Source organism: Terrabacter terrae (assembly GCF_039529575.1).
GTDB lineage: Bacteria > Actinomycetota > Actinomycetes > Actinomycetales > Dermatophilaceae > Terrabacter > Terrabacter terrae.
Map to the genome: position 1 here is coordinate 273,839 of NZ_BAAANB010000021.1, position 16,985 is coordinate 290,823.

Genomic DNA, 16,985 nt, shown 5'->3' on the forward strand with positions numbered 1-16,985 from the left:
TCGTGACTTCCAGGGCAGTCGCACCGGTGGGGACACGGATGATGGCCCCGTTGGGCACGTGGTCGGCGCTGCCTGTGTAGATGGATACCGGCGTGTGCGAGGAGATGGATGGGCTGCCGTAGCCGCCTTTGTGAGTGTTGCCGTCAGGGGTGGTGATTCGCAGCCAGGTGATGCCGCTGTGGTCGTCGGGCTGCCAACCCAGCCGCCACGTGTCCCCGCTCGGGGAGACGCCTTCGGCGAAGACCTGCTCGTCACGATCCATGTTGAGCAAGGTACTTCGGGAGCGCGCCGTAACGCCGCTAGGTGCGTGAGTGGTTGCGACTACCTCTGGCTCGCGTCGCTCACGCGCACAGCGCGGCAGATCCGCGCGTTCTGATTCGGGTGCACCCTGCCTCAGCCGGGGGCCCAAGTTGTTCGCTCTGGCCCTGGTGTTGGGCCGACGTCGGCGAGCGCGATCGGCCGCACGACTGTTCCGCTGGTATCCACGACACGGCGCGGGCCAAGCGGCTTCGCCAAGTAGACGGTTCCCCAGACGTAGCCGAGCATGCCCACTGCGTTCCCAGATCGTCGGGACAGATCAGCACTCACAATCACCTGCGTTGGATCCTCGGACACCACGGACACGCCTCGGAGGGTAGCCAGCTGGTCCACCGTGACAAAGATCGTCAGCTCGCGTTTCCCGGGGACCGCCGAGTAGCCGGCGACCCGTGTCGGTCCGTCGACATGCGTCGGTGCTGGAACGGCTGAACGATTGGCCGCGACGTCGGCTGTGTTCGAGCACCCGCTTGCAGAGACAACAAGTGTGGTCGCGAGCGATACGAACACAGCGCTCGCTTTGCGCGGTCGGTTCACCTTTCCCTCCCCTGGAGCGGTCACGCTCCCCGGCTCTGGGCCGCAGGGGATGAATCCGTCCCTCAACCATTTGACACCCATGCGCTTACAAACGTTCCTTCATCAGCGGGCCGACGAGGAGAAGAGACCTATCCGCGGCAGATGCGTGCGTTGCGTCCGCAGCGCGAACGAGTGGTCGCCCCGGGCGTGAGCTCAGTCGTCAGCTCGGACGTGCCTTGCGATCGCATCCTTGAGGATCGGGTCGTTTGCGAGACCTTGAAGAGCCTCACGAATGCCGCGACGCCGGAAGCGGGCCAGACGAGGGACGAACATGACGCGACAGTCACCCAGCGATTTGTCACGGCACGCCTCAAGAAGGCGGTCGGCCTGGTCCGGCGATGCCATCTCTGACGCGGCCCCGGCCAGCGCGTCCCGAACCAATACGTCGTTCTCGCGCCGCAAGAGGTCGAGGACGTGCTCCAGGTGATCGCTCGCAGCGCGATTTGCCAAGGCATTGGCGAGTCCCAAGCGGATAACCCGGGGATGACGGGGGGTCTGCTCCAAGGCTCGGAACATGAGGTCGAAAGCAGCCGAGGGGACCGTCTTGTCGCGAGGTAGATCCCAGACCGACTCGACATGCACCCCTAGAAGCATCAGTTCGTTTGCAATGGATGCATCGGCTTGGTCGATGTGTGCTTCGCGCCGCTCGGACTCCTCCGCCGAAACCTTGCGCGCCATTCGTGTACCCCATCTCGCGGTGGTCTTATCTGCTCGCTGTCCGATTCGGGACTGCGACGACGGTACAACGGCACGTCGACGCAACCCGTCGAGACGGGCCAACGCCTTCACTCCCGCGGAACGATCCGCAACGTCCGGTCATCGGCAAATCCGGTAAACAACAACCGCCGACCGAGAGGAGCCGCAGGGGGCGAGTCCGGCTCGAGGAGCACGTCGGTTGGCATCGATGGTGAGCGGCTGAGGTCGAGTGTCTGTGGGGATTCTGTGGGGAATTTTCGGTGCCTCACGCATTGACGCTGGCCAACGAATTGCATTGTCGGGACTGTAAGTCCGTCGCGAAAGCTACGAAGGTTCGAATCCTTCACCTGCCACCCAGTGCCCCGGGAGGCCCTGAAAAGCGGAAACGCCGGTCGGGGCCTCTCGCATGTACCGGGAAGGGTACTTCGCGCTGCGGATTCCGAAGGCGATTCTGCAAGCCTCTGACTGGGGAATCGTGGAGCTGATGGCTCTGTGGGGTTCACGCGGGAAGATCCGCCTGCGAAGGCGAGGCGTTCGGCGCCCGCGGCCCACGACCTGCACCGATCGTGGGATGAGGTATGCAATCGCAGCAGACTCCTGCACCGTCGCGATTCCGTGATGTGCCAGCTAGGGGCGGCATCCGCCCTTCCGGCCTCGGGTCTTCAGCGCGCGTAGCGGGAGGCGGCGTGGACGTGGGCGCTGGGTTCTGCTGCCTAGGTCTGCTACGTCACCGAGCGGAGCCGACGCGAAACGAAGGGCCCGAGGCCGCGCATTGCGACATGAACGTCGGGTTCGCCCGCCTCAAATCGGCGTTGCCCGGTCCGGTCGCGAGCACCTTGCTACGCGGCCGGACCGGGACAGGGACTACCTGGCTCTGGTGACGGTCAACACCGGCGAGTTGCCGGCGGAGTCCGTGGCGCGGCGTGCGACAACGTCGTGTCAAGCCGTCCTCATCGGGGCTGAGGCCGCGGTGCGCTTCACGACCGAAACCTCCGAAGCGGAGAGCAGGCCCGCCGTGTGCCACTCCTGCGAAGTGGAGTCGACCGCACGCTCGAAGGCGACGTCGGTCTTGAACGGCGCCTTCGACCACAGGGCGTCGAGGAAGGATCGTCCGTCTTCGTGCACGCGGTTGGCGACGCCCGAGTCGTGCTTCGCGAACACGATGTTCGCCTCGCTTCGACGTAGGTACGCGTGGTAAGGCTCGGCGTTGCCGAGGAAGAACGGCTCGAACCGGATTCCGTTGTTCTCGAACGTCATCGCACTCTTTCCGGGCGCGAACGCTGCCCCCAGGTCGCCCGACAGGGGTACGTCGCCGTAGAGGCTGACGGGCAGATAGTCCGTCTGTGCCGCCTTGCCTATGAGGGCCACCGGTCCGTACATGAGCGCCTGGAGCGTCGGGTCGTCGATGGCTTTCTCGACCTGCATTGCGTAGGGGAACTGGACGACGAGCGTGTCACCGTCGCGCCACCGCCGGTTGAGACGTGCGTAGCCGTCGGCACCCGGATGCACCGGCTGGGGATGGCCGTTGATCGTCGCCGTGAACCGGTCGCCGGCCCAGGCCGGAACACGGAGGCGAAGGTCGATGACGGCTGAGCCGGAGAAGGTGAAGGTGCTGCGCTGCTCGCGTGGGTAGTCGCCGGACTGGGCGACGCGCACGCCGAGGGCCGTCCAGTCGAGCGTCGAGGGGATGTAGAGGTTGACCCACAGCGTCCGCCCCTGTGCGGCGCGGAAGTAGATGGAGTCCTGATACTTGGTGTGGTTCTCCAGACCGGTTCCGCCGCAACACGTCCCGATGTTGCCGTAGCCACGAGTCGCTCCTGGCCCGACCGGCACCATGTAGGTGACGAGTGGGTCGCTGGTGCTGTCGGAGTCCTCACGTGAGGCGAGGATCTGGTTGACGAGCGCCTTCTCGTAGTAGTCCATGTAGCGGGCGTCGGGGGAGTGGAAGAAGAGGTTCCGGGCGACCTTGAGCATGTTGTACGCGGCGCACGACTCGGCGTTCGTGGTCGTGACGATGGTGCCCGCGATCTTGTCGCGCGCGCGGAAGACCTCACCTTGTCCCGTGCCGCCGTGCATGTAGGTTCGGTGGGGCACAACCATGTCGAAGAAGTGCTCCGTGGCCGTCCGGTAGGACGCGTCTCCGCCCTGTTCGAAGGTGCGAAGGTAGCCGATGAACTGGGGGATGTGCTGATTGGCGTGCTTGCCGTCGAGCGTGTCCTTGTCGGCCACGCAGTCCGCGAGCAGCTGCGTGTTGTCGAAACAGCGTGCCGTCTCCATGAACCGCTCGTCGCCGGTCAGGGAGTAGAGGTCGGCCATGACCTCGTTCATGCCTCCGTACTCGCCGGCGATGTAGAGCGCCCACATCCGGTCGAGCTGTTCGCGAGGCAGTCGGCTCAGGCGGCTGTGGACCCACTCGCCCATACCGCGTACGACCTCGAGGGCCGTCGCGTTACCGGTGAGGGCGTACGCGTCCAGCAGGCCACGCATGATCTTGTGGCACGTGTAGTACGGAGCCCAGATGGCCGGATAGGTGACGAGCTGCTCGAGTTTGATGAACTGGGTCTCGGGGTAGGCGGCGAGGAAGCCGGCGTGGCTCGGGCCGGGGTCGCCACCCTCGCCGGTGACGACGGCGGCGTTCCAGGATCGACCGGACGCGTCGGCGACCACGGTGCCTGACGTGGCGTCGAACGGGTACCACGCCAGGTTGCCGTGCCCGGCACCGCCGGCCGCGGTCGTCAGCGCGGCCACCTCTGAACCGTCGAGGGCTCGATCGAAGAGGTGGAACTCGTCCACGGTTCCCGCCAGCGTGGCATCGCCGTACTGTGACCGTCCGATCCAGTTGTTCTTGGGAGCGCCGAGGTCAGCCGGCTTCAGCGTCATCCCTGGGTTGGTCCCCGCCACGGCGCCGTCGACATAGAGCGTTCCGACCTGGCCACGGAGGGTCACCGCAAGGTGCACCCAGCGCCCCGTGGGCAGGCGGCTCGAACCGTTGATGCGCTGCTCACCGCCGGCGCCCGTGGTCGTGATGGCGAACCGGGGACCTGAGCCGGCATCGACCGTGAGGAACATGTTGGCCCTGGTGCCCGTGCCGAAGTCGAAGGCGCGCGACCACGTACGGAGCTCCCGCAGGTTGGCCCAGAACGCGATGGTGAAGTCGGACAGCCCGTCGATCGTCGCATCGGGCAGGCCGACGTACTGCCCGTCGCCGGTCAGCACAAGGCCTCCGCCGAACCGGCCGTTGCCCCACGTGGCAGGAGGCGGTGGCGTGCCCGGGCGACCCACCTGGGTGGTGAGGGCGTCCTGACACTCCTTGAGCCCGGCCACGACGGCATCGAGCTTGTCCCTGAAGAGCTGCTCCCCGGTGCCGGCCCAGGCCTGCGCGAGCATCGACATCAGGTGGCCGCTGTAGTGGCCGCGAAGATTTCCTGTCGCGTCATCCCAGCCGCCTGGCGGTTGAGAACCCTTGGTGTCGAGGCCCGCGGTACGCCGGAAGTTGCTGAGGATGCGGTCGACCGGGTAGGCGCGAGCGTAGGCCAGAATGCGGTCGCGCTTCTCGGTGAAGATGCTCGGGGCGAGACGGACCTGCTGGAGGTCGAAGGGCACCGCCTTCCATGAGGTCGGAACGGGCAGTCCGTTGACCCTGCCGGCGGCGCCGCTCCCGGCCGCGAGTGGGCTCGCAGCAGGGTCGGACGCCGCGATGGCGGTTCCCGACGTGTTGATGCCAACGGCGAGGGTTCCCGCCGAGACTGCCCCGAACCGCAGCATCTGTCGGCGGGAGAATGTGTTGCTGGTCATGCGTCGTCTCCTTCGTCTTCGAAGGGATCGACCGAGGCCCAGCGCGCTCGCCCCAGGAAGGGCGTCGCCTGCTGGCGGCACCGATCCACGTCCTGACAGGCGTGGGGGGCGAGGACGAGGTCACGTGTGTGAGTGCACCCGGTGGTTCCCAGACGGAACGTGGTGAGTGTCCGGATGTGGGCGACCGGGTGGCCGTCCCTGCCGCCCCCCGGGTCGGGGCTGCTCACTCACCCTGTCCGGACAAAATATGATATATCACTTCGCTGGTCAACGGCTGGGCAGGGCCAGAGTCGCCTGTTTGCGAGATCATCGAGCGGATCTCACCACCGGATGGATTCACCTGCGGCGCAGCGGGACTGGGGCACATGCCACGGATTGGCGTCACGCACCGACGGTGGCAGGAGCGCGTCTGGAGCGCCCTGGAAGGCGACTCCGCGCAGGAACCGTGCAATCGCCGCAGTGCCGACCGAGGTGGCGTCGGTGGTCGTCGCGGGCCAAGGACCACCGTGCTGCATGGCCGGAGTCACGGCGACGCCCGTGGGCCAACCGCGCAGCAGCACGCGCCCACTCGTGCGCGCCATGGTCCGGACGATCGCCTGCACGTCGGGGCCGGTCTCGTCGTGACCGGCGTGCAGCGTGCTCGTGAGGTTCCCCGGGAAGAGCTCCAGCAGGGCGGCCGGGAGGTCGGCGTTCTCGTCGTACTCGACGACGATGGACAGGGGTCCGAACGCCTCGTCGAGCAAGGTGTCGCGGTGCGCCCGCAACGTCTCCAGTGAGACCGCCACGAGCGTGGGCGTGGCCCAGCCCTGGCCCGACTCGTCCCGGCGTAACGATCCCTCGTGCACGACGCGTACGCCATCGGTGTCGAGAATCGCGTCTCGTCGTGCTGCGTAGCCGTTGGCGATGCCGGGGTTGAGCAGGCGGTGCTCGGGGACTTCCGCCGCAGCGGCGCTGAGGCCATTGTCCAGCCCCCAGCCGGAGGGCACGAGAAGGAACCCGGGCTTGGTGCACAGCTGGCCGGCCGAGCCGCTGACGCTTGCGACGAACCCGGCTGCCAGATGGTCGCGCGACGCCTGGAGCCCCGCCCTCGTGACCACGACCGGATTGACGCTGCCGAGCTCGCCGAAGAAGGGGATCGGGTCGGGGCGAGACGCGGCGACGTGGGCGAGGAACCTTCCCGCGTGCAGGGAGCCGGTGAACGATGCAGCCCGAGTGCCGGGGTGGCGCAGGAGGGCGATTCCGGCGTCCTGGCCCTCCACGAGCTGCAGGGTGCCCTCCGGGAGACCCGCCTCGACGAGCGCGAGCGCGACGATGTCGCAGACGCGCCGGGAGAGAAGCGGGTGGCCGGGATGGGCCTTGACGACGACTGTGCAGCCGGCGGCGAGCGCGGCGGCGGTGTCACCGCCCGCGACGGAGAAGGCGAAGGGGAAGTTGCTCGCGGCGAAGACGGCCACCGGCCCGACCGGCATGAGGACCCGACGCAGGTCGTCACGCGGCACTCCCAGCGCGAAGTCGGGGTCGTGCGGGTCGATCCGCACGTCGAGGTGGTCACCACGCTCCGCGACGCGGGCGAACAGCCGCAGCTGGACCCGCGTGCGGCGCAGCTCGCCGGTGAGGCGCGCCGTCGTCAGGCCCGTCTCGCTCGCCGCGAGCTCGATGAGCTCGTCGGCGTGGATCTCGAGGGCTTCCGCCGCGGCGTCGAGACCGGCGGCGAGCACCGCCGGCTCCCGGGCCGACACGGCGTCGAAGGCGCGGCTCGCGCGCTCCACGACGTCGTCGACAGCGTGCTCGATCTCAGCCTCGGGCGTCGACGAGGCGCTGGGCGTGGTGGTTTCTGGGCTTGCGGAGTTCATGATCTCCTCGAAGAAGGTGCCGGCCGGGTGCCGCCCTCAGGCCGCTCCCGGGGCCTCGTCAGAAGGCGAAGCCGGTGGGGAAGGGGTCGGTGGGGTCGAGCAGGTAACGGGCTGTCCCCGTGACCCACGCGCGGCCGGTGATGGTGGGCACGACCGCAGGGGTGCCGGCCACGTCCGTCTCGGCGACCAGGCGGCCCACGAAGCGGCTGCCGATGAACGACTCGTTGACGAAGTCGGTGTGGAGCGGCAGCTCGCCGCGGGCCCACAGCTCGGCCATGCGGGCCGATGTGCCGGTGCCGCACGGGGACCGGTCGAACCACCCGGGGTGGATGGCCATGGCGTGCCGCGACAGGGTGGCATCCGACCCGGGGGCGATGAACTCGACGTGGTGACAGTGGTCGACCCCGTCGATGGTCGGGTGGTGCGGCGGGTCGGTGGCGTTGATCGCGTCCATGATGGCGAGACCGGCCGCCAGGATGTCGTCCTGCCGGGAGCGGTCGAACGGCAGCCCGACCGCGTCCAGGTCGACCATCGCGTAGAAGTTGCCGCCGAAGGCGAGGCTGTACGGCACGGCGCCCAGGCCGGGCACGTCGACGGTGGCGTCGAGCCGGACGACGAAGCTGGGCACGTTCTCGAGCGTCACCGACACGGCATGGTGGTCCTCGACCTCTACTGAGGCGATGACGAGACCGGCCGGTGTGTCGAGGCGGATGGTGGTCACCGGCTCGACGACCTCGACGAGTCCCGCCTCCACGAGCACCGTTGCGACACCGATGGTTCCGTGCCCGCACATCGGCAGGCAGCCGGACACCTCGATGTAGACCACGCCCCAGTCGCAGTCGTCGCGGGTGGGGGGCTGGAGGATCGCGCCGCTCATGGCGGCGTGGCCGCGCGGCTCGTTGACGAGCAGCTGCCGGATGCCGTCGAGGTGCTCGATGAAGTGCAGCCGCTTGTCGTTCATCGTCTCGCCGGGGATCGTCCCGACCCCGTCGAGGACGACACGGGTCGGCATCCCCTCGGTGTGCGAGTCGACGGCTGTGTACCACCGGCTCCCGGGGCGCGGGTCGATCCGCGCCCCGGCAGCCGTGTCGTCGGGTGTGCTCATCGGCTCGCGAGGTAGGACAGGGCCTTCTCGGTGTCCTTGCGGACCTGTGCCTCGTGCTCGGGGCTCAGGGGGCCGCGCGGCGGACGCGTACGGCCGCCGTAGCTCTGGCCCGCGATGTCGATGGACAGCTTGATCGCCTGGACGAACTCCGTGCGCGAGTCCCAGCGGAAGACGGCGACGAGGTGCGAGTAGAGCTCGCGCGCCTCGGCGATGTTGCCGTCCTTGACGAGCGTGTAGATCTCGACGGCCTCCTTGGGGAAGGCATTGGGGTAGCCGGCGAACCAGCCCACGGCACCCGCGACGAGCGACTCGAAGAGCAGGTCGTCCGCACCGGCGATGACGTCGATGTCGGCGACCTCCTGGATCTCGAGGACGCGGCGGATGTCGGCGGAGAACTCCTTGATCGCCACGACGTTGTCGAGCTGGGCGATCTCGGCGACCAGGTCGGGCGTGAGGTCGACCTTGGTGTCGAACGGGTTGTTGTAGGCCATGATCGGCAGGCCGACCTCGTCGACGCGGCGGTAGTGCTCGATGACCTCGCCGCGGTTGGCGCGGTAGATCGTCGGCGGCAGCAGCAGCACGCCGTCGGCGCCGTCCTCGGCGGCGAGACGCGCCCAGTGCTGCGCCTGGTGCCAGCCGACGCCGTGCACCCCCGCGACGACGATGCCGCGTCCGGCGACGGTCTCGACGGCGACCTGGACGACGCGTCGTCGCTCCTCGTCCGTGAGCGACGAGTACTCGCCGAGGGACCCGTTGGGTCCGATGCCGCGGCATCCGTTCTCGATGAGGAAGTTGCAGTGCTCGGCGTAGCGGTCGTAGTCGACGGCCAGCCCGGCGGGTGCGGAGGGGTCCTCCTTGAAGGGAAGGGTCGTCGCGACGACGACGCCGCCGAGGTCGAGGGTGGTGCTCACGGGTGGTCCTTTCAGTGGGGGTTGTGCGAAGCGGAGCCGGCGGCTGGGGCCCTGCTGCCGGAGTGGCGGGCCCGGGCGAGGTCGCCGAGGCGAACGGGGGTCACGATGGGCCTGGCCTCGAGGGCGGCAGGGGCACCCAGGAGCGCCGACACGGCGGGAGAGCACATGCGTCCCTGGCAGATGCCGAGGCCCGCACGGGAGGTGAGCTTGACGGAGACGGGATCGCTCGAGCAGGTGAGTGAGGCGGCCTCGCGCAACCGCCCGACCGAGACCTCCTCGCAGCGGCACACGAGGGTGTCGTCCTCGAGCCAGCGCACCCACCCCGGGCGTATGCCGTGGGCCGCCTCCATCCGCCGACTCACCTCGTGCGTCGCGCGGCGTCGCGCCACGGCGCGGCGGAGCCGGGTGTCGTCCCGGCGGCCCCCGGCTGCGTGGTGCCCGGCGATCCACCCTTCCGCGAGGGCTGCGTCGACGCCGGCGATGCCGGTGCTCTCGCCCGCGGCCCACACACCGGGAGTCGAGGTGCGCTGGTCGGCGTCGACAGCGACGAAGCGTGCGGCCGTGATGTCGGTGCCTAGGGCGATCGCGAGCTCCAACCGCGGCGTGAAGCCGTGGCTCACGAATACGGCGTCGGCTTCGACGATCCGCTCGGTGCCGGCGACCGGCGCCCAGGAGTCGTCGAGCCGCGCGATGGTGACGGCCTCGACCCTGTCGGCGCCGTGTGCTGCGATGACGGCCTCGCCGGTGCGGTAGGGGATGCGGTGGCGCACGTGACCGGCTGCATAGCCGGTGAGCTCGGCCAGCTTGCCCGGGCTGCCGGCAAGGAGCCATGGCCGGGGGAGCCAGCCACGGGCCAGGGCTCGGGCGCCGCTCGCCTCGTGGACGCCGAGCACCGTCGCGCCGACCCGGGCGAGGGTCGCGGCGACCGGGAGCAGGAAGGGGCCGGCGCCCGCGACGACGACCCGTCGCCCGACCGCCACCCGGTCGCTCTTGGCGAGCGCCTGTGCCGCCCCGGCGGTGGTGACGCCGGGCAGCTGCCAGCCGGGGAACGGCAAGGTGCGGTCGTGGGCGCCGGTGGCGAGGACCAGGGCGTCCGGGCGCAGCGTGAGCGGTGAACGGTCGATGTCATCGGGCGGGCCGACGAGGACGTGCAGCCGAGGGCCGTCGTCGTGCCGCTCGGCGGCCCAGACCTGGGCGTCGGTGAGCACCTCGATGCCGGGGTGCTCGTCGACGGCGGCATCGAGGGCCCGGAAGGTTGTCCATCCGTGCTGGAGCTCGAGGTCTGCGGCCTCGAGCCGGTCGGTCGCGACGGCGGGATGCCGCCAGTACTGCCCTCCGGTCACGTGCGATGCGTCGAGGACCGTCACCCGCGCGCCGGCCTCGGCTGCGGCCCGTGCTGCGCTGAGACCGGCCGGGCCGGCGCCGACGACGACCACGTGCCGGGAACCTCGGGCGTCGGCGAGAGGGTTCGCGGTCACCGGGCGGCCTCCGGCGGGCTGATGTGCTGACGGACCACGACGTCGCCGTCGCAGGCGCGACGCAGGCACGCGCGGACGTCGGCGAGGCCGTTCACCTGGACCACGCAGTCGAAGCACACGCCGATGCCGCAGAAGATGCCGCGAGGCTGGCTCGCGAACGACGTGGTGCGCCAGGCGGTGTCGCCGGCAGCCAGCAGGAGCCCGGCGATCGACGAGCCGGCCCGGCCGCTGACGGGTGCACCGTCGACGGTGATGGTGACGGTCTCGTGAGTGCTCATGAGGCGGTCTCCTCCGCGAGGACGGGGCCGGAACTCTCGAGCTCGGCGGCCCTCAGGCCCGGTCGGCCGGGACGGAACGGTGCGGCGTCGACCGCAGGGGCGGTGCCGGACACGAGGGCGGTGAGGATCTCTCCCGTGGCGGGTGCCAGCCCGATGCCGGCACCCTCATGACCGGTGGCGAACCACAGACCCGGCTGTCGCTCGTCGGCCCCGATAACGGGCAGGTGATCGGGCACGTAGGGGCGGAACCCGAGGTAGGACCGCATGACGCTCGAGCCTGCGAGCGAGGGGAACAACCGCAGGGCGCGTTCGGCGATCGCGGCGAGGATCTCGACGCGCAGCCGGGTGTCGAAGCCGACCTGCTCGCGGCTGGAACCGATCAGCACCGTCCCCGCGGCGGTGGACTCGACGACGGCCGACGTCTGCAGCGCGGCCTCGGCCGACTGTGTCGCACCGAAGTAGTCACCGTCGTAGACCTTGTGACGGATCCGGTGCGGCATCCGCGTCGTGACGAGGACCATGCCCCGGCGCGGTCGCACCGGAAGTGGTGCGCCCAGCCGTTCGCTGACACTGCCTGACCACGGGCCTGCAGCGACCACGACGGCATCGGCGCTGAGTAGGCCGGTAGAGGTGCGCACCCCCGTGATGCGTTCATGCGTGGTCAGCGCCTCGATGACCTCGGTCTGCGGCCGGACGGTCACGCCGAGCCGTCGCGCCGACGCGAGCAGGGCCTCGGCGGCGACCACGGGTTGCACCTGCGCGTCCTCGGGGTAGTGGACCGCGGCGGTGATGGCGGGGGAGAGGTCAGGCTCCAGCTCGAGCGCCTCTGCGATCTCCAACGGCCGGGCGTCGACGCCTGCGGCCTGCTGGTCCAGGGCGAACTGCAGGAGCGGCTGCGCGCCGGCACCGGTCGTGGCGGCGACGAGCCCGCCCTTGCGTTCGTACTCCAGCGACGGGAACTGCGGGCCCAGCTCGTCGGCCAGCTCCGCCGTGAGCGCAGGCCAGAGGGACGACGCGTAGCGGGCCAGGTCGAGCTCGGGACCGGGGCCCTTGTCCGACACGAGGACGTTGCCCTCGCCATGGGCGCTCGTGGCGGTGGCCGGTGTGCCACGGTCGACCACGGTGACGCGGGCACCGTCACGGGCGAGCGCACGAGCGCAGGCGGCGCCGATGATGCCGGCGCCGATCACGATGACGTCGCTCATGCTGCTCCTGTGGTGACTTCGAAGGGCGGGGGACGGATCACCGTCCCGCTGGACTGGCTGTCGGTGAGGTGCTCAGTGCTCGCTCTGGCCGGCCCAGAGGCCCAGCGAGTGGCCGATGTGGCGCTCCATGAGGGCGCGCGCGCCGCCGCCGTCGCCGCCAGAGAGCAGGTCGAGCAGCTCGTGGTGCTCGTGCGCGGACTCGACGAGCCGGCTGGTTCCGGCGATCGCGGACAGGCCGAGCAGGCGGGCCCGGCTGCGCAGGTCGCTGACGATCTCGACGGTGATGGGATTGCCCAGCATCGCGGTGAGCCGCACGTGGAAGGCGGTGTCCGCCTCGAGGTAGGCCACGAGGTCGCCGGTGCGAGCACCCTCGACGATCCGGTCCGCACCGGCGCGCAGCTCCGGCAGGGCTGCCGACGGGAAGGCGGCGGCGAGGCGCTCCATGCACGTCGGCTCGATCATGAGGCGAACCGAGGCGACGTTGCGCAGGGCGTCCTCGCTGACGGTGGTGATCCGGAACCCCTTGTTGCGCACCGGTTCGACGAAGCCGGAGTTCTCGAGCTCGAGGATCGCCTCGCGTACCGGCGTCGCCGAGACGTTGAACCGCGTCGCGAGCGTCGGGACGGAGACGAGCTGGCCCGGCGCGAGCTCGCCGGTCACGATGGCGGCGACGAGGGCACGCCGTACGCGCTCGCGCAGGCTCTCGGTGGGTTCGATCCGGCGGAGCGAGCCGCTGGTAGCCGATGCGCTCATCCCATCTCCTTCCGATGGCACGGCGTCGGCGGTCGCGGAGCGCGGCGAGACCCTCGTGCAGGTCAGTAGTATCTTACGTACTACTCCATGGCGCCTGTCAACCACGTCTCCCCGGCCGCGCTCCCTGGGCTTCGTCCACGGTGGTGAAGGCCGGGTACGTAGGCCGTCTCACGCACAGAACATTTTCTGTGAACGCTAACAAAGGCCTTCCGCTGGGCCACCCGGCTGTGATTGACTCCCCGGCATTCGCCGAAAAGCGATGATCAGTGAGATATCACGTAGCACTCAGGAGACCCAGTCGTGCCCGCTTTCCACCCCTCCGCACGCCCCTCCGCCGCGTCGGCGGCCGCCGACGTCGCCGGCCCTCTGGGGCGCACGCTCGGCGCCGGTGCGGTCCGCCTCGGGCCGGGCCTGCTGGCCGACTGGCAGGCACGCAACCGTGAGGTCACCGTGCCGCACACCGCGGAGCAGGTCGTCAACGCCGGCAACCTCGAGAACTTCCGTCGCATCGCCGACGGAATCACCGCCCCGTACGCGGGCCGCTACCCGTTCCTCGACACGGACGTCTACAAGACCCTCGAGGGCATCGCCTACGAGCTCGCCCGGCCGGACCTGCACGGTGCCCCGATGGCCGACGTGCGGGACTTCTACGAGGCCGCCGTGGACCTCATCGTCCGGAGCCAGCGCCCGGATGGATACCTCGGCACCGCCTTCGGCGGTGAGGGCGCGCTGCGGGAGCCGTGGTCCGACCTGGCCTGGGGCCACGAGCTGTACAACTTCGGCCACCTGGCGCAGGCCGCGGTGGCCGCGTCCCGCCAGCTCGGCGACCGTCGCCTGCTCGACGTGGCGCGACGGTTCGCCGACCTGGTCGTCGAGCGCTACGGCGACGACGGGGAGGCCGCCTACTGCGGTCACCCCGAGTCCGAGATGGCACTGGTCGAGCTGTTCCGCGAGACCGGCGAGGCCCGCTACCTGCGTCAGGCGCAGCTGTTCGTGGACCGACGCGGCGCCGGGACCCTCGCTCACTCGATCTTCCCGCCGAACTACTTCCAGGACCACGCGCCCCTGCGGCAGATGGACTCGGTTACCGGGCACGCCGTGCGCATGGTCTACCTCGCGGCAGGCGCAACCGACGTGGCCGTCGAGACGGGCGACGCCGCCCTCCTCGCCCACCTCGAGAAGCTGTGGGACGACATGGTGGCCACGAAGTCCTACTTGACCGGCGGGCTCGGCTCGCGGCACTCCGACGAGGCCTTCGGCGACCGTTACGAGCTCCCGTCGGAGCGCGCCTACGCCGAGACCTGCGCGGCCATCGGCGCGATGCAGTGGGGGTGGCGCCTCTTCGTCGCGACAGGCAGGGCCGACGTGCTGGACGCCGTGGAGCGCATCCTCTACAACGCGTATGCCGTCGGCCTCGGGCTCGAGGGCTCCACCTTCTTCTACGACAACCCGCTGCAGCGACGCCCCGACCACGAACAGCGCTCCGGAGCCGAGACCGGTGGCGAGCCCCTTCGCCGCGCGTGGTTCGGGTGTCCCTGCTGCCCTCCCAACGTCGTGCGCTGGATGGCCCAGCTGCAGGACCACGTCGCGGTCGCCAACGAGACTTCCCTGACGCTCGGGCTCCTCACGGCGGGCCAGGTCAACTCGCCCGGACTGGACGTCGACGTCGAGACGGCATACCCCTTCGACGGCACCCTCGAGATCGGCGTGCGACGGGCCGCCGCCGGGCCGGTCACCCTCGCCGTACGCGTCCCCGGGTGGGCCACCGGCGCGACGGCGACGCTGGACGGCGACGCGCTGCCCGACGTCGGCCCCGGTTGGCTGCGCCTGACCCGCGAGTGGAGCCCGGGGGAGCAGCTGCGCCTGCAGCTGCCGATGCGCGTCCGTCGCGTCGTGTCGCACCCGCACCTCGACGCCACGCGCGGCGCGGTCGCGGTCGTACGCGGACCGATCGTCCACTGCCTCGAGCAGCAGGACGCACCGGCCCCCGTCGACGACCTCGTCCTCGTGGGCGCCCGAGAGGCGACCCGGCCCGGCGCGGACGCGGTCACGGCGCGCGCCGTCGAAGGGCTCGTGGCCGTCCAACCGGCGACGTCGAGCGAGCCCTACCCGGACCTGGACGAAGCCCACCAGGGCGGCGGCGTTGCAGACGAGGACGCCTCGCCTGCGGTCCCGGTGCCGCTCGTCCCCTACTACCTCTGGGGCAACCGTCGGCCCGCTGCCATGCGGGTCTGGCTACGCCAGAGCTGAACCCTCCCGCACCTCCACCCAAACCCGAGACCCCGGAAGGTCACTATGAATCGGCACCTCACCACGACCGTGGCGCTCGCTGCGACCGCAGCCTTCGCCCTCGGCGCCTGCGGCGGCGGCCCGTCGAGCGGACAGACCAGCGGACAGACCAGCGGCGGCGGCACGTCGTTCAGCGCCACCCCTGCCAAGGGAGGCGTTGTCGAGGTGCTGCAGAAGGCCGACTTCTCCTACCTCGACCCCGCCCGCGGCTGGGACGGTGGCGTCAACAACTTCTACCGTCTCGTCTACCGCACCCTGACCACGTCGGCCCCGGGGAACGCCAAGGACCCCAACGCCATCGTCCCCGACCTCGCCACCGGCCTCGGCAAGCAGTCCGACGGCGGCAAGACGTGGACGTACACGCTCAAGCAGGGCCTGAAGTTCGACGACGGGACGCCCATCACCTCGGCCGAGGTGAAGTTCGGCATCTCGCGCGCCTGGGACCCCGAGATCGGCATCGGCTCGCCGTACGCCAAGCAGGTCATCGCCGCCCCGGCCGACTACCGCGGGCCGTACCGCTCCGGAGACCTGCCGACCATCGAGACGCCCGACCCGCAGACCATCGTCTTCCACCTCAAGAAGCCGTTCCCCGAGTTCGACGCCGTCGTCGGGCAGGTCAACATGACGCCCTTCCCCAAGGGGAGCGGCGCCGGCGACTCCTTCCTCAAGAAGATCATCGCCTCCGGCCCCTACAAGCTCGCCTCCTACACTCCCGGAAGCGTGATCCAGCTCGAGCGCAACCCGAACTGGGACCCGAAGACCGACGACGTGCGCACCGCCGAGCCCGATGGGTGGCGCTTCACAATGGGCCTCGACGGCGCCACCATCGACGAGCGGCTCATGGCCGGACAGGGCGCCGACGTCAACGCGATCTCCGGGACCATCCAGGCCTCGACCCTCCCCCGCCTGCAGTCACCGCAGCTGAAGGACCGGACCCTGCGGATGTCCGGCATCTGCACTACCTACATGTCCCTCAACACGACAAAGAAGCCGCTCGACGACCTCCGTGTGCGCCAGGCCATCAGCTTCGCGGTCGACAAGGCAGCCGTCCAGAACGCCACGGGCGGCACCCAACTGGCGACGATCGCCACGACGACGCTGCCGACGACCGTCGCCGGCCACAAGGACTTCGACGTCTACCCGAGCCCCGGCCACAAGGGCGACGTCGAGGCCGCCAAGAAACTGCTCACCGAGGCCGGCCAGTCGCAGGGCTTCCCACTGGTCCTCGACATCCGCTCTGACCCGAAGATGCAGAAGCAGGCCGAGGCGATCCAGCAGTCCCTCAAGCGGATCGGGGTCGACGTCCAGCTCAACGTCATCGACTCGGCAAAGTACTACGAGACCATCGGGACGCGTTCCCAGCAGCACGACGCCGCCATCACGGGCTGGTGCCCGGACTGGGCGTCCTCCGCTGCCACCTTCCTGCCTCCGCTCTTCTACGGCCCCAACATCCTGGACAAGGGCAACTCCAACCTGGCGCAGCTGAACGCCCCCGCCGTCAACCAGCAGATCGAGCAGATCGGGGCCATGACGGACCTCGCGGCGGCGAACAAGCAGTGGGGCGACCTCGACGAGCAGATCCTCAAGCTCGCACCGATCGTTCCCCTCAACGTCGAGCAGGCCGTCTACCTGCCCGGCAGCAACGTCGCGGGCCTGTTCGCCTCTCCGGGCGCCGCAACCGGCGGGATCGACTACGTGCTCGTCGGTCTGCGCGACCCGTCCAAGAAGTGA

12 protein-coding genes are annotated in these 16,985 nt (G+C 69.8%); 2 read left to right on the forward strand and 10 right to left on the reverse strand.

All coding sequences use genetic code 11. From position 1 onward, the window contains the following. The 10 genes from ABD194_RS11420 to ABD194_RS11465 form a co-directional block, all read right to left on the reverse strand. Positions 1-262, reverse strand: a 262-nt coding sequence (locus ABD194_RS11420) for a hypothetical protein (protein WP_343991370.1), incomplete at its 3' end; no start/stop codon positions are given. Positions 263-1,044: 782 nt separating this feature from the next. Then, complete coding sequence (locus tag ABD194_RS11425) at positions 1,045-1,569, reverse strand: hypothetical protein (protein WP_343991372.1); 525 nt, start codon at positions 1,567-1,569, stop codon at positions 1,045-1,047. A gap of 957 nt (positions 1,570-2,526) precedes the next feature. Next, entirely contained in the window at positions 2,527-5,382 is a 2,856-nt protein-coding gene (locus ABD194_RS11430) for a beta-L-arabinofuranosidase domain-containing protein (RefSeq protein WP_343991374.1), read from the reverse strand. Between the two features lie 320 nt (positions 5,383-5,702). Next, complete coding sequence (locus ABD194_RS11435; RefSeq protein WP_343991376.1) at positions 5,703-7,235, reverse strand: aldehyde dehydrogenase (NADP(+)); 1,533 nt, start codon at positions 7,233-7,235, stop codon at positions 5,703-5,705. Between the two features lie 58 nt (positions 7,236-7,293). Then, positions 7,294-8,340, reverse strand: a complete 1,047-nt coding sequence (locus ABD194_RS11440) for a proline racemase family protein (protein WP_343991378.1) — start codon at positions 8,338-8,340, stop codon at positions 7,294-7,296. Then, positions 8,337-9,251 (reverse strand): dihydrodipicolinate synthase family protein, encoded by a 915-nt coding sequence (locus tag ABD194_RS11445; RefSeq protein ID WP_343991380.1) that lies wholly within the window; start codon positions 9,249-9,251, stop codon positions 8,337-8,339. The genes ABD194_RS11440 and ABD194_RS11445 overlap by 4 nt, the downstream gene beginning before the upstream one ends. An 11-nt stretch (positions 9,252-9,262) precedes the next feature. Further along, positions 9,263-10,729, reverse strand: coding sequence for an FAD-dependent oxidoreductase (locus ABD194_RS11450; protein ID WP_343991382.1), 1,467 nt, complete (start codon positions 10,727-10,729; stop codon positions 9,263-9,265). Further along, positions 10,726-11,007, reverse strand: coding sequence for a (2Fe-2S)-binding protein (locus ABD194_RS11455; protein ID WP_343991384.1), 282 nt, complete (start codon positions 11,005-11,007; stop codon positions 10,726-10,728). Before ABD194_RS11455 ends, ABD194_RS11450 begins: the two co-directional genes overlap by 4 nt. Beyond that, complete coding sequence (locus tag ABD194_RS11460) at positions 11,004-12,212, reverse strand: NAD(P)/FAD-dependent oxidoreductase (RefSeq protein ID WP_343991386.1); 1,209 nt, start codon at positions 12,210-12,212, stop codon at positions 11,004-11,006. Before ABD194_RS11460 ends, ABD194_RS11455 begins: the two co-directional genes overlap by 4 nt. A gap of 72 nt (positions 12,213-12,284) precedes the next feature. Beyond that, positions 12,285-12,965: a GntR family transcriptional regulator gene (locus ABD194_RS11465; protein WP_343991388.1), complete on the reverse strand. Its 681-nt coding sequence runs from the start codon at positions 12,963-12,965 to the stop codon at positions 12,285-12,287. Between the two features lie 300 nt (positions 12,966-13,265). Between ABD194_RS11465 and ABD194_RS11470 the strand changes: the two genes are divergently transcribed. Together ABD194_RS11470 and ABD194_RS11475 are read left to right on the forward strand one after the other, a co-directional pair. After that, complete coding sequence (locus ABD194_RS11470; protein ID WP_343991390.1) at positions 13,266-15,215, forward strand: glycoside hydrolase family 127 protein; 1,950 nt, start codon at positions 13,266-13,268, stop codon at positions 15,213-15,215. 45 nt (positions 15,216-15,260) lie between these two features. Beyond that, positions 15,261-16,985 carry an ABC transporter substrate-binding protein gene (locus tag ABD194_RS11475; protein WP_343991392.1) on the forward strand — a complete coding sequence of 575 codons (1,725 nt, stop codon included), beginning with the start codon at positions 15,261-15,263 and terminating at the stop codon, positions 16,983-16,985.